The sequence below is a fragment of the Pseudomonas entomophila genome (assembly GCF_029478665.1).
Classification (GTDB): domain Bacteria; phylum Pseudomonadota; class Gammaproteobacteria; order Pseudomonadales; family Pseudomonadaceae; genus Aquipseudomonas; species Aquipseudomonas entomophila_F.
Genome location: NZ_JARPQB010000022.1, coordinates 45,818 through 58,910 on the forward strand (window position 1 = coordinate 45,818; position 13,093 = coordinate 58,910).

The 13,093-nt window shown below is 63.9% G+C and carries 13 protein-coding genes; 4 read left to right on the forward strand and 9 right to left on the reverse strand.

Annotated features, from left to right (window positions below):
- Nucleotides 1-159: 159 nt before the first annotated feature.
- The 3 genes from P5705_RS13070 to P5705_RS13080 all read right to left on the reverse strand — a co-directional run bounded on the left by P5705_RS13070 (nt 160) and on the right by P5705_RS13080 (nt 2,815).
- Nucleotides 160-846 carry a hypothetical protein gene (locus P5705_RS13070; protein ID WP_277461255.1) on the reverse strand — a complete coding sequence of 229 codons (687 nt, stop codon included), beginning with the start codon at nt 844-846 and terminating at the stop codon, nt 160-162.
- Nucleotides 825-1,844, reverse strand: coding sequence for a hypothetical protein (locus tag P5705_RS13075; RefSeq protein ID WP_277461256.1), 1,020 nt, complete (start codon nt 1,842-1,844; stop codon nt 825-827). Before P5705_RS13075 ends, P5705_RS13070 begins: the two co-directional genes overlap by 22 nt.
- Nucleotides 1,845-2,149: 305 nt before the next feature.
- On the reverse strand, nt 2,150-2,815 hold the full coding sequence (locus tag P5705_RS13080) for a TIGR02466 family protein (RefSeq protein WP_277461257.1): 666 nt from the start codon (nt 2,813-2,815) through the stop codon (nt 2,150-2,152).
- 488 nt (nt 2,816-3,303) lie between these two features.
- Here P5705_RS13080 and P5705_RS13085 point away from each other — a divergent pair, with 488 nt between their 5' ends.
- Together P5705_RS13085 and P5705_RS13090 are read left to right on the forward strand one after the other, a co-directional pair.
- Nucleotides 3,304-4,116, forward strand: a complete 813-nt coding sequence (locus P5705_RS13085; protein WP_277461258.1) for an alpha/beta fold hydrolase — start codon at nt 3,304-3,306, stop codon at nt 4,114-4,116.
- Nucleotides 4,109-5,317, forward strand: a complete 1,209-nt coding sequence (locus tag P5705_RS13090; protein WP_277461259.1) for a PAS domain-containing sensor histidine kinase — start codon at nt 4,109-4,111, stop codon at nt 5,315-5,317. The genes P5705_RS13085 and P5705_RS13090 overlap by 8 nt, the downstream gene beginning before the upstream one ends.
- Before the next feature lie 242 nt (nt 5,318-5,559).
- Here the strand turns inward: P5705_RS13090 and P5705_RS13095 are convergent, their stop codons facing one another.
- The 5 genes from P5705_RS13095 to P5705_RS13115 form a co-directional block, all read right to left on the reverse strand.
- Complete coding sequence (locus P5705_RS13095) at nt 5,560-5,850, reverse strand: type II toxin-antitoxin system RelE family toxin (RefSeq protein ID WP_277461260.1); 291 nt, start codon at nt 5,848-5,850, stop codon at nt 5,560-5,562.
- On the reverse strand, nt 5,840-6,079 hold the full coding sequence (locus P5705_RS13100; protein ID WP_186714181.1) for a type II toxin-antitoxin system RelB/DinJ family antitoxin: 240 nt from the start codon (nt 6,077-6,079) through the stop codon (nt 5,840-5,842). The genes P5705_RS13095 and P5705_RS13100 overlap by 11 nt, the downstream gene beginning before the upstream one ends.
- 200 nt (nt 6,080-6,279) lie before the next feature.
- Entirely contained in the window at nt 6,280-6,711 is a 432-nt protein-coding gene (locus P5705_RS13105) for a DUF2846 domain-containing protein (RefSeq protein ID WP_277461261.1), read from the reverse strand.
- Between the two features lie 161 nt (nt 6,712-6,872).
- Nucleotides 6,873-7,742 carry a hypothetical protein gene (locus P5705_RS13110; RefSeq protein WP_277461262.1) on the reverse strand — a complete coding sequence of 290 codons (870 nt, stop codon included), beginning with the start codon at nt 7,740-7,742 and terminating at the stop codon, nt 6,873-6,875.
- Nucleotides 7,739-8,422 (reverse strand): hypothetical protein, encoded by a 684-nt coding sequence (locus P5705_RS13115; RefSeq protein ID WP_277461263.1) that lies wholly within the window; start codon nt 8,420-8,422, stop codon nt 7,739-7,741. Before P5705_RS13115 ends, P5705_RS13110 begins: the two co-directional genes overlap by 4 nt.
- 170 nt (nt 8,423-8,592) lie before the next feature.
- Between P5705_RS13115 and P5705_RS13120 the strand changes: the two genes are divergently transcribed.
- Nucleotides 8,593-8,928 carry an HdeA/HdeB family chaperone gene (locus P5705_RS13120; protein ID WP_277461264.1) on the forward strand — a complete coding sequence of 112 codons (336 nt, stop codon included), beginning with the start codon at nt 8,593-8,595 and terminating at the stop codon, nt 8,926-8,928.
- A gap of 9 nt (nt 8,929-8,937) precedes the next feature.
- On the opposite strand, the gene P5705_RS13125 is transcribed toward P5705_RS13120, so the two are convergent.
- Nucleotides 8,938-10,419: a methylenetetrahydrofolate reductase C-terminal domain-containing protein gene (locus P5705_RS13125; protein ID WP_277461265.1), complete on the reverse strand. Its 1,482-nt coding sequence runs from the start codon at nt 10,417-10,419 to the stop codon at nt 8,938-8,940.
- 315 nt (nt 10,420-10,734) lie between these two features.
- Between P5705_RS13125 and metE the strand changes: the two genes are divergently transcribed.
- Nucleotides 10,735-13,023: a 5-methyltetrahydropteroyltriglutamate--homocysteine S-methyltransferase gene (metE, locus tag P5705_RS13130; protein WP_277461266.1), complete on the forward strand. Its 2,289-nt coding sequence runs from the start codon at nt 10,735-10,737 to the stop codon at nt 13,021-13,023.
- Nucleotides 13,024-13,093: the final 70 nt, after the last annotated feature.

The following is a 13,093-nucleotide window of genomic DNA, read 5'->3' on the forward strand; positions in this document are numbered from 1 at the left end:
CACACGTCTGTACAGAACCATTGCCTTCGCTCTGCGTCGCCCAGCTCTTGCGGCCAGCCCATCTCCAACCTTCTACCTGATCGACAGTCAGTCCCTCGTCATCCGCGAAAACCGGAAGGTGTCCATGACTGACCCGGAATGCCTGTCTTCTATTCGGGGCTACGTCTGGACTTCCTCAGCCAAGCACCTCAGAAACCGGCCCATGTCGTAGGCAATCCCTGTTGGCAAACTCACCACCTCACCCGTCAACAACCCTGTCAGCATCACAATGTCATTGCGGTGTTTACGAATGTTTCGGGAGTCAACCTGCTCTCCCGCAGACTTGCGCGCCGAGAGGTCCAGCCAAGCCTTGGCCTTGAAAGGAATCAGGCGGTCTGCACCGATGTACGAGAGTGTGTCGTTCTGCCGGCGACCTGCGAGCAGAAAGGCGTAATAGCCTTCATCGAGCAGGATTGCCGAGAGGCTTGAGACGGATTCGTCGGTGGGGATTGGAGTCAGTGTGGCGTGCTCGGGGTGGTCGAACTCGTCGGGCGTTCGCGAGAACAGTTCGAGCTGCGCGGGGTAGGTTTCGTCCGTGGGGTTCTGGAACCGATAGAACACTGGGTGTGCGGAGCTGGCTTGGCGGATCTGGTAGCCACCGCTGTGGACGAATGCCCAGAACGCCGCGACGAACTGGCTGTCCAGCGCTTCGATGATCAGAACGATATCGAGGTCCTTGGTGGTCCTGAATGAAACACCGGCCTCGTCCATCACAAGTGAGGAAGCCCCCCCGCCAATCAGCACGTACTGATCGCAATAGTGGCTGAAGTGCTGCCCGAAAAGCGTTAGTCCCCTGACCCCAACCATTCCACCCGCTCCCTGAGTTCATCGAGTGCCATCTGGACGCGCTCATCCTGGCTATTGTCCAGGCTCAGGAGCAGGGAAGCTGCATCAGCACGGTTGCCGGATGTATCGAGGGTGTCGTAAGCCCAGATTTCCACCCACGCCCGGGTATCATCCACCGATTGGCTGAGGTGCAGCGAGCCATCGGCAAGCAGCGCATCAAAACTCCGCTTGGTCATGCCGTAGACGGGTTGCGCGGGCGCGGTCAGGAGCGTTTGGCTGGCCAGGGCGGTTTCACCGGCCAGGAAAGCACCCTGGCCGAGAGGTGGTTCGGCGGAAATTGCGACTTTACGTTTCACCGGGGAGCGCAGGTAAGGCCGAACCTGTTTGAACAGCTCGGGCGCGCTGGCGCTGAAGGCATAGGCCTGCACCGCGCCTTTGGGTTGGCTGGCGATCAGTAGGCCAGTCTGAAGCAGTTGCTCCACGACCTTCGAGAGGGTCACGCGGCTGTAGTTCAGGTCACCCAGGAGTGCGCTGGCCGGGAATGGCGTGTCGTTGATCCCTCCTCGATAGAGGCGGGCAAGCAACATGGCCTGGGCAGCAGGGGGCAGTGCGCTGATGGCAGCCTGCTCGCGGCGTTGGCGGACACGTTCGCGCAGGTCCATGGCCAGTTCGGGGATGAACAACTGATAGCCAGGCTGGATGAAATTGAGCTGGTGGCTGATCAGGCTGCGGCGGTCGGCTGGGGACAATGCCTGATAGACGTAAATGGGCGAGGCATCGGTGGCTTTGCTTATCTGCGCGATGTGCTTGGTGAGGGTAACTGCACCTGGGTAGGTTGCAGTGGTGGGGACGAGCAGCAACAAGGGCAGCGGCGACGGCTTGAACTCGAGGGTGAGTTCGACGCAGGTGTAGGCGTCCAGAAGATGGTAGGGGAGCCTGGGGGATACCGGCTTCAGGTGAGTGGGTACACCGAGGACGGACTCAAGGTAGCGCTGGGTTTCCTTTTGTGGGTTGGCCATGTCGAGGGTGTACCGTGTTAAGTAATTTTTTGAACTGTAAACCTGAGTAGTTAACAAATCAAAAAAATGGTTAACAGGTGGCGATTCGTCGAACGGAAAGGGTGACGAACTTCTCTACCGCTTGCGAAACGTTCTTCAGCCACGGCTTGGCGTCATAGCTGCAGTTGCGGTAGCCGCCCCATTCAGGGGCTGATGCACCTGCTGGCCAAGCCGGCGCCTAAGGGAGCAGGCGGTCCAGCGTATTAAGAACGCGGCGGACACTTGGGCTTTTTTTCCTACGCCCACCACGCCAGCCCCACAACCGCTCACAGCCCAAAGTTGAACGCAACGGAGATACGCGGCCGGTTACCTTCGAAGCGCCGTACCGAATGCATCAACCACGAGGGGAACATGATGAATGTGCCGCTGCGCGCCGCGCAGGTGCTGCTGAACCCTGCCGCCAGGCAGTCTTCGACGCGCATGCGCAGCGCCGGGTTGTAGGTGGAGGCGACCATGCCGCGGGGGTCGATGAACTCGAGGTCGCCGCCAACGGCGGGGTCGTCCTCTCGGCCGCCGGCGTCCACCCAGTAAACGCCGGACCAGAACGCCCCGGGGTGGCCATGCAGCCCGTTGCTGTGGCCGGCCTGGTTCACGTTGGCCCAGGCGTTGAGGGTCCATTCGAAACGCGGCTCGATCAGGCCGTGTCGCTCGCTGTGCACGGCAGTCAGTTCGTTGGCGAAGGCTTTGGCGAAGCGCACCAGGGCCTCGCAGGCTTCGCCGCCCCACTGCGCGAAGTCACTGCTCGATTGCCAGCCGCCTTCGTTGCTGTGCCGGGCGCCACTGGAGTCGTTTGCCATGCGGCTGAGAATCAGGGTTCGCAGTTCGCCATTCAGGCGGGCGGCGTCGGGGTACTGGATGCTGGCCAGCGGGGTCGCGAACAGCCGGCGGATGTTGATGTGTTCAGGGTTCAGCAAGTGACTGCTCGGCTGCATGGTGTCTCCAAGGTGCGCCCGCTTGCGGCTGGAGGCCCAGGTGGCGGAGCTTCGAATGGGGGCGCACTGTAGCAATCGCGGCAGCCGGCCAACTTTATGAACATTGCTAATGATTGTTAAAAAGTTTCAACGGCAGCGGTGGTGCTCTGCAGCTTTGCTCAGCGGCTGGTGTTGCCGACCCGCCATCGCGGGGCAAGCCCGCTCCCACGCCAGCGCAGCCTGGAAGGCTGGGTGATCGCTCGCGACTCCAGCGACTCCTTGGGTGCTGCCGAGGGTCGACAGGCTGCAAAATTCGTACTTTTGGCCACCTTATCGCGTATGGTGTCCACCAGATCACACTTGAATCGCCTGGTGTGCCACCGACATCGAGCATGGCATACCTGCCCTGCATTGGCCGGCCAGGCCCCCGCCTTACCTCGACTATTCTCATCAGCAGCATGGACCGCTCGGCACTGCTCAGCACAACGTCGCACGACATCGGGATAGGTATGACCCTGCAAAAGCGTAACAACGTGCATGTCGCTGGCAACGGCAGTGCCACCTTGATCTTGTCCCACGGCTTCGGTTGCGATCAGTCGATGTGGAAGTTGCTGCTGCCGCATCTCATCACGCGCTTTCGGGTGATTACCTACGATCTGGTAGGGGCCGGCCTGTCAGACCCTGCTGCCTATGAGCGCGACAAGTACGCTTCGCTCTGGGGCTATGCGGCGGATCTCAACGAGCTTGTCGATGCCTATGCCCAGGGGCCGGTGATCGTTGTGGGGCACTCGGTGAGCGCGATGATCGGCGCCCTGGCGGAGCGTCAGCGGCCAGGGCGCATCGCCGGCCTGGTGATGATTGGCGGCTCGCCCTGCTACGTCGATGCAGGGGGCTACACCGGTGGCTTTGCGCCGGATGAAATCCATGCCCTGCTCGCCACCCTGGACGACAATTACCTCGGCTGGTCCAGCACCATGGCCCCGGTGTTGATGGGCGTGCCCGGGCAGCCGGAGTTGCAGGAGGCGCTCACCAGCAGTTTCTGCCGCACCGATGCGCAGATCGCCCGGCATTTCGCCCGGGTCATCTTCCTCTCGGACCATCGCGAGGATGTCAGCGGCCTGCCGGTGCCGACGCTGATCGTGCAATGCACGGGCGACCCGGTAGTGCCGGTTGCCGTGGGTGAGTACCTGCACAGGGTCCTGCCCGAAAGCCAGTTGAGCCTGATCGACAACATGGGCCATTACCCGCAGCTGAGCGCCCCGGGCGCCTGCTCGGCGGCCCTGGATGCTTTTTTCGCTCACTATGGGTTTGGTCATGGATGACACCGCGTTGCTGTTCAGTGAGTCGTTTTTCGAGCACGCGCCCTGCGGGCTGGTGGTCATGGCCGTGGATGGCACGTTGTTGCGCTGCAACCAGACGTTCAGCAACTGGCTGGGCTATGACCGCGCGGGCTTGCGCGAGCGCAGTTTCGACCAATTGCTGACGGCGGCGGGGCGGGTCTTCCAGCTCACCCACTGGGGCCCGTTGATGAACCAGCAGGGCTCGGTGTCGGAAGTGAAGCTCGAGCTGCGCCATCGCGAGGGGCATGTGCTCTCGATGCTGCTCAACGGCGTGCGGCGGGAAACCGCCGAGGGTGTGCGCTACCACCTGGCGCTGGTCGGCACCACCGCCCGTGACCGCAACGAGCGGGCGGTGTTCGAGGCCATGCAGCGTGCCGAGGAGCTGCTGGCGCAGAAGGTTCGGGCAGAGGCCGCCTTGCAACGGGCCCAGGCCGAGCTGGCCACGGCCTACGAAAACGCCCAGCGCCGCGCGGTGCTGGCCGAGCAGATGGTCGCCATTGCCAGCCACGACCTGAAAAACCCCATGACGGCGATCAAGATGGCCACCCAACTGCTCGCGCGCGATGCGGGCTCCGACAGGGCCCGCCGCTTGCTGGGCAGCATTGACAGTTCGGCCGACCGGGCCCAGCGCATGATCGTCGACCTGCTGGACTTCGCCTCGGTGCGCCTGGGCCAGGGCATCCGTGTCAGGCGCCAGCAGGTCGACCTGCGCCGGGTGCTGGACCAGTGCGTGAGCGAGCTCAGGGTGACCTTCGCCCATGCCCGTATTCGCCATCTGTCGCGAGGCCATGGCACCTTCGAGGTGGACCAGGACCGCTTGCAGCAGATGATCGGTAACCTGGTCGCCAACAGCGTGGCCTATGGCGACCTGGGCTTGCCGATCACCGTGACCACCGACCTGGCGGACGACGGCGCGACCTTGAGCGTTCACAATCACGGGCCGGCCATTGCCGATGCGTTGGCCCCGACGCTGTTCGAGCCGATGACGCGGGGCAGCGAGCGCCAGGGTCAGCTGCGTTCCGTGGGCCTGGGCTTGTTCATTGTCAAGCAGATTGCCGAGGCGCACGGTGGCAGGATTGGCATGCGCTCGGATGCGACGTATGGCACTACCTTCACTGTTCAGTTGCCAGCCAGGGTGGCGTTGCCTGGCGCTGTTTCAGCCGCTGACGGGCAGGAACGGTAATCTGCCGCGCTCGCAGCGTTGATGCACAGAGTGACTTCTGAATGAAGGGCGAGCAAAGTCCATGGCGGCATCACGGGAAGCTGGGTGGCGGCAGGGCGCAGCGCGTTCTGGAGCGAGCAGGGGCTGTGTGTCGTGGCTGCCTCAGGGGCCGGGAGTCGGCTGTTGCTGGTTTCTCGGCTGTCGGGCGAATGGCAAGGACGCGAGGTGTTCGTGTCTCTCGATGTCGCGCAGTCAGCCTGAAATTACTTGGCTAACCGCTCTGCCGCTTTGCGGTAAACCTGATCCCGCTCACGTGTATCCACGGCGATCACGAACACCACGACTTCCTGATCGATGACCTGATAGATCAATCGATATCCACTGCTGCGCAGCTTGACCTTGTAGCAGTCCGGGAAGCCATGCAGGCGGTTGGCTTCGACCCTCGGGTTGAGCAACACGGTTGCCAGCTTCTTCTTGAGTTGCTGGCGAATGGTGTCGCCGAGCTTCTGCCATTCCTTGAGTGCGCGTGCATCGAATTCGAGGCTATAGGTCATCCAGCGTTACCCTGACCCTCTGCGGCGCGGCCAGGCGTTCGCGTACCGTGGCGAGCAATGCTTCGTCTTCTTCGGTCAGCAACACGGGCTTGAACGGCAGTTGCCCGCGCTCAGCGACGTATTGCAGTGCCTGGCGCATCAGCTCGGAAGGGGTTACACCCAGTTTTTCCAGCTCACGGTAGGCGCGCACCTTGAGTTCGTCGTCGATACGCACATTGATGGACGCCATGCTTGCAGTCTCTTTGTAATGACAGTGGTCTGTACAATGGGCCAAGGCCGGCAATTGAGCAAGAGGGCCGACGCGCTTGCCGACGGGCGTGTCAGCCAATGCTCGCATACCACCATCCATGTGGCAGCTTGGCTCCGCAAGCCAGGCGATCCCCGCACGCGGCGGGCCGGTTCCTTAGCCGTTCCAACCGTGAAAAATGCTCAGAGCCCGCCCACCAACTTCGTCTCCAGCACACCTTTGCGGCCAACGGCCTCGGAAACCACGTGCAACTTGGCATCGGCGGCGCCAAAGCCCATTTTCATCTCTTGCCAGATAAACAGGTTCTTGCCCGGCTGGGCCTCGACCTTGATCACCCTCAAGGTGCCGGCGTCGGAAGCAATGGTGTGCGGCCCAGGCGTTACTTCCGCCACCAGGTAGGTGTGGGCCGCCGTTGCACCGATCATGCGGCCGTCGATCAGCACGTCGTACTTCGCGCCCGCGCCCATCGTTTCATTGCGATAGATGTAGACCCGTGTCATGCCTGGAACGGTCTCGAAACGCTTCATCTGGGCATCCACCATGGGGTCACCTTTAGGCACGGTGACACAGGCAGACAGCAGCATCAGCATCGAAGCGGCGAGCAACTTCTTCATCGGACTTCCTTATCTTCACAAAAAACGGCGCGTGGCCAGGTTGGCAAGCGTTATACGCGTTGTGCAGTGGTATTCCAACAAGCGGGTTTGCGGCTGGCCGTGGTGGTGTCGAAGACAGGCAGTCGCCCACATTCGGCCAAGCACTGCACGGCCCAATGGCCTCACTCCGCCGCCTTGACCAACACCACCGGCACAGCCTTGAGCGCACCGTCCAGGTTGCGGTAGCGGGTGTATTCCCCCGACGCCGGCAACAACTGCCCACGCTCCACCATCCGCCGCCCGTCGAGCAGGTAGCGCACCGTCTCTGCCTTGCCCTGCTGGGCCGACGGATCCCGGTTCAGGTCTTGCGCGAGCATCCGCATCGACTCGTCGATGCAGATCCCCAGCAGCGCATCGACCTTCTGTGCATCCATCCCGCCGTCGTCGATGCATTGCTCGCCGCAGCGACGCACCGACAGGCTCTGCACGTCGAGGCGCGTGCGGTACAGCACGCTGCCGGCGATGTCCTGCAATTCCACCTGGCTGACCAGCACGAAGCTGCCGCGATCGGGGCTCACCACCACCTTCGGGGCAATGCGCAGGCTGGCGCTGACCCCGCCCGTGGCGGGGCGCAGCCCGGCGTTGCCGGCCGCCTCGCCGTAGCGCTGCTGGAGCTTGCCGTTGTAGGGATGCTCGGCCAGTACCACCGCCATCGTCTGCGCCGCCTGCTTGGCATCGCGTTCGGCTTCGCGCTGCAAGGCGGCTTCGCCGACCTGGGTGTTGATCGCACTGGCCAGCAGCAAGCCGATGGCACCGCCGCCGGTGGTGGCGCTGTGGGCCAGGGACTGGTTGGTCTCGCGCGCTTTCGCGGCGGCCTGGGCGTCGATCATCAGGCTGGCGTCGATCCAGCCCGCCGACGGCACCTGTATCTCCAACCGAGCGCCGTGCTCGTTCAGGTAGCGCAGCGCCGTCGGGTCGTGGATGTCGGCCGGGCGCGGTGCCTGCTGGGCGCAGCCCGCCAGCAGCAGGGTCAGCAGCAGCCCGCGTTTCATTGCGAGAACGGCGTGACGATCACCTGGCGGCTGCTGTCGACCGCCTGGTAGAAGGCGTTGGACAGGTTGCTGTAGGTTGGCTGGTCCCACTCGCCCTGGGCCGGCTGGGTGACCACGAAGGGCTTGAACCAGCGCAGGCGGCTGTCCTGCACGTCCACCAGGATGCCACGGCCGGCGACCAGCGGGATCGGCGCGCTGGTGGGGACCACGCTGTAGTAGCTGCGGGTGGCGCCGGTGCTGTCGATGGCCACCAGCAGCAGGCGGTCGATGCCGTAGGTGGCCTTCAGGGCGCTGATGTCACGCTCCATGTAGCCTTCCTTGAACTTGGTTTCCTTGTACTTGCCCAGGTCGATGCGTTCTTCGATGCGTTTGGTCTTGTAACCCTTGGCTTCGAGCTTGGCGATGATGGCGTCGGGCAGGGTGTTGACGTCGGCCAGGTCCCAGGTGCTCACATGCTCGCTGAGCTTGCTGTTGACCCCGGTGTTGATCGCCAGGTCCAGGATCCCCTGGTTGCCGGTCAGCATCAGCTTGGGCGGGGTGACGGGGGTCATGGCCACGCCGATCACCAGGTCCTTTTCATTCCAGAACTGCTGGTCGAGCTCCACCGGGGGCTGCACATTGGCGCAGCCGGTGAAGATCAGGCACAGCAGAAGCACCGCACATCCCTGCAAGTAACGCATCGGACAATATTCCTTGAGTATTGGAGACTCGCTGTATCGGCCTGTGCCCGGCAAGCATGATGGCAATAGGACATTATTTTTCGACATGGCATCATGCCGGCCCGCGCATGCCCTCCATGCCTGGTGCAGCAAGCACCGAGGCCAGGGGGCGCGAATCACAGGAAGCGAATATGAAAAGGAACATCTGCCTGGCTGTCACCCTGTCCATGGCCTCGGCCGCCAGCACCGTTCAGGCTGAAGAACACGCCATCGCCGGGGCGGGCGCGATCTCGTGCGAGCGGTTCCTGAACGCGCAGACCCAGGACAAGACCACCAGCCTGGCCACTATCCTGTGGCTGCAGGGCTTCCTCAGCGGCGTCAACATGCAGCGCAACCTCGACCTGAAAATACCGTTGCAGGCCCTGCCGGAACCTCCTGAAATCAAGGCGTTCACCGTGGACTACTGCACCAGGAACCCCGACAAGAGTGTCTTCGAAGCGGCCATGTGGCTGTCCCTGAAGATCTAGCGTGCCCGCTTATTCGGTGAGTTCGGGCGTGGCGTTCACCTGGGGGGCAGGGGCGAGCGTCGTGTCGAACCACAGGGGCCACGAGCTGCGATGCCGGTTCTCCACTTGTACACAGGGGATCAGGCGCTCGGTCAGTACATCGGTCCGGCCCACGCTCACCGCCAGCCGATACTTGGCACTGTGCACGCACTCCCGGTCGCCAAACTCGCAACGGTCCAGGCTCGTGCCGCCGCAGGGGCCGTTCGCCAGGCCTTTGGGGCAGGTCTCGGGGCAGGTGTAGAGCGTGTCTTCCAGCCGGCAACTGCCGCAGGTGTCGCAGCCCACCATCGGGCGTTTGATGCGCCGCTCCAGTTGATGCAGCCAGTGCGCCGCCGTGGGGTTGGCCCACAGCGGCCGGGTCACGGCCCAACCGAAAGCCTTGCTCAAGGCTGTGGTGCGGCTGAACAGCTGATGGTGCATCGCGGACAGCAGGTGGTAGCGGGCCTTTTCCTTGTTCGATGCGTTGATCTGCCGTTGGCCAAGGCGCCAGGCATGCCCGGGTGGATGGAAGGTGACCGGTGCCAGGCCAGGTTCCTGCCAGGCCGCTTGCCAGGCCGGGGCCCAGTCTTGCAGCGAGGTGAACTGCGGTTGCAGTGTGTCGATGGCCTGTTCCAGCGCTTCGAACTGCGCCACCTCATGGATGCCGGACAGGTGCACGCCGGCATAGCCCATCAATTTCAGGCCGATCACCTGCAAGGCCAGGCGATGGTTGGCGCGCTCCTTGGCGTATGTCTTGGACACCGCCGTTTCGGCGGCCAGCAGCGCGCGCATCGACGGCGTGACGGTCACCCCGGCGACGTGATCGAGCATCCCGGCGCGGCCTTCGGTCAGGGCCATGATGCAGGCCATCAGCGGTTTGGGTTGTGGCTGGCGCTGCATCCAGTCGAAGGCTTCCTGGTGTTTCGCAAAGTCGAAACCGAGTTGCAGGATGAACAGGTCGGCGCCGGCGGCGAGCTTCTTTTCGGCTTTGCAGTACTGCGCGCCGCCCTCGGCCTCCTGGTACTTGAACGGGTTTAGCGCGGCGGCCAGCAGCCAGTGTGGCCGCGCTTGGCGGACGATCTGCAGGGCGGCGACGGACTCCAGGTAGCGCACCGGCCGCTCGCCCGGATTGTGGCCGGGCAGGCGGTCGCCGGTCAGCAGCAGGAGCTGGTCGAGGCCGGCGGCGTCCATGCGCTGCAACTGGGCCAGCAGGTCGCGGCGTTCGCGGTCCTTGCCGGAGAAGTGCAGCAGGGCGGGGACGGGGTTCGCGAGGCTGCTGAAGGCCTCCAGTGGCGACATGTCCAGGGCACTGCCGACGCGGTCGCCGATGGCCACGGTCAGCGGCCAGCCGCACAGCCGGGTGCGGGCCATGAGGGTTTCGAGGGTGGCGAAACGCTCGGCAGCGGGCTTGGGGACGAATTCCAGGATGCAGGCGAAGGCGTTGGCGTCCAGGGTCGTTTTCAGCAGGCTCATGGGGGGCGGGCTACCGGGTTGGGGCAGGGTGGCAGTGTGCAACAGGTTGGCTGCCGGGGCATGCCTGTTTGCGCGGGGGAGTGTGCTGATCGAGACATCCATAAGGTCCTCTGTAGGAGCGGCTTTAGCCGCGATGCAGGCGACGCGGTACCAGGCACCCGCTTCGCGGGTGATCGCGGCTGAAGCCGCTCCTACAGGGATCTCCGTCGAATCATGAATAAATCTTGAGTTGATCTCAAATTTTATGAGTTTGTTTCACTTTTCCCCTGCACCCAGAATTCCCTCATTCACTTTTAAGGATCGAGGGACGACAACATGGCACTGGCACACAACCTGGGGTTTCCGCGCATCGGCCGCGACCGTGAGCTGAAGAAAGCCCAGGAGGCGTTCTGGAAGGGCGAACTGGACGAAGCCGGCCTGCGTGCCGTGGGCCGTGGCTTGCGCGCCGCGCATTGGCAGGCGCAAAAGGCCGCCGGCATCGAGCTGCTGCCGGTGGGCGACTTCGCCTGGTACGACCAGGTACTCACCCACTCGCTGACGTTCGGTGTGATCCCGGAGCGCTTCCGTGCCAAGGACGGTGCCCGGCCGACCCTGCAAACCTTGTTCGCCATGGCCCGGGGCGTAAGTGACAGCTGCTGCGGTGGCGCCCACGCCCAGGAAATGACCAAGTGGTTCGACACCAACTACCACTACCTGGTCCCCGAATTCATCGCCGACCAGCAGTTCGCCCTGAGCTGGGAGCAACTGTTCGAAGAGGTCGAGGAAGCCAAGGCCCTGGGCCACGCGGTCAAGCCGGTGCTGATCGGCCCGCTGACCTACCTGTGGCTGGGCAAGACCAAGGGCGCCGACTTCGACAAGCTGGAGCTGCTCGACCGCCTGTTGCCGCTGTACGACCAGATCCTCAACCGCCTGTCCGCCCAGGGTGTGGAATGGGTGCAGATCGACGAGCCGATCCTCGCCCTCGACCTGCCGCAGGACTGGAAGAACGCCTACGAGCGCGTCTACAACATCCTCCAGCGCGCCCCGCTGAAAAAATTGATCGCCACCTACTTCGGCGGCCTGGAAGACAACCTCGGCCTGGCTGCCAACCTGCCGGTCGATGGCCTGCATATCGACCTGGTGCGCGCCCCGGACCAGTACCCCACCATCCTCGACCGCCTGCCGGCCTACAAGGTGCTGTCGCTGGGCGTGGTCAACGGTCGCAACGTCTGGCGTTGCGACCTGGAGAAGGCGCTGGAGGTGCTGCGCCATGCCCACGAGCGCCTGGGCGACCGCCTGTGGGTGGCGCCGTCGTGCTCGCTGCTGCACAGCCCGGTGGACCTGGAGCGTGAAGACAAGCTCGATGACGAACTGAAGAGCTGGCTGGCCTTCGCCGTGCAGAAGTGCCAGGAAGTGGCGCTGCTGACCAAGGCGCTCAACCAGCCCGAGGCGGCCGATGTCGTCGAGGCGCTGGCGCAGAGCCGCGCCGTGCAGCATGCCCGCGCCACCTCGCCGCGCATTCACAAGCCGGCGGTGCAGGCCCGTGTCGCGGCGATCAAGCCCGCCGACAGCCAGCGCGTGTCCGCGTTCGAGCAGCGCATCGCCAAGCAGCGTGCCGGCCTGGGCCTGCCGGCGTTTCCGACCACCACCATCGGCTCGTTCCCGCAGACTTCGGCGATCCGCCTGGCGCGTCAGTCGTTCAAGCAGGGCAAGCTGACCGAAGCGGACTACGTCGAGGCCATGCACAGCGAGATCCGCCACGCGGTGCAGATCCAGGAGAACCTGGGCCTGGACGTACTGGTACACGGCGAGGCCGAGCGCAACGACATGGTCGAGTACTTCGCCGAGCAACTGGACGGCTATGTGTTCACCCGCTTTGGTTGGGTGCAGAGCTACGGTTCGCGCTGCGTGAAACCGGCGGTGATCTTCGGTGACCTGAGCCGCCCGAAAGCCATGACCGTGGCGTGGATCAAGTACGCCCAGGGCCTGACCCGCAAGGTGATGAAGGGCATGCTGACGGGCCCGGTGACCATGCTGATGTGGTCCTTCCCCCGCGAGGACGTGACCCGCGAGGTGCAGGCCCGCCAGCTGGCGCTGGCGATCCGCGACGAGGTGGTGGACCTGGAAGCCGCCGGCATCAAGATCGTGCAGATCGACGAGGCCGCCTTCCGCGAAGGCCTGCCGCTGCGTCGCAGTGCCTGGCCGCATTACCTGGAATGGGCGACCGAGGCGTTCCGCCTGTGTGCCTCGGGCGTGCGTGACGAAACGCAGATCCACACCCACATGTGCTACAGCGAATTCAACGATGTGATCGAGTCGATCGCGGCGATGGATGCCGATGTGATCACCATCGAGACCTCGCGTTCGGACATGGAACTGCTGGAAGCGTTCGAGCGGTTCGACTACCCGAACGAGATTGGCCCGGGCGTGTATGACATCCACTCGCCGCGGGTACCGGCGAAGGAAGAGATGGTCAAGTTGCTGCGCAAGGCGGCCCAGCGTATTCCAGCCGAGCGGTTGTGGGTGAATCCGGATTGCGGCTTGAAGACCCGTGCCTGGCCGGAGACCGAGGCGGCGTTGGTGAACATGGTCGCCGCCGCCCGTGAGTTGCGCGCCACGGTTTGATGACCTTTGGGGGCGCCATGCGCCCCTTTCGCGGCACAAGGCCGCTCCTACAGGGGATCGCGGTCGTCTG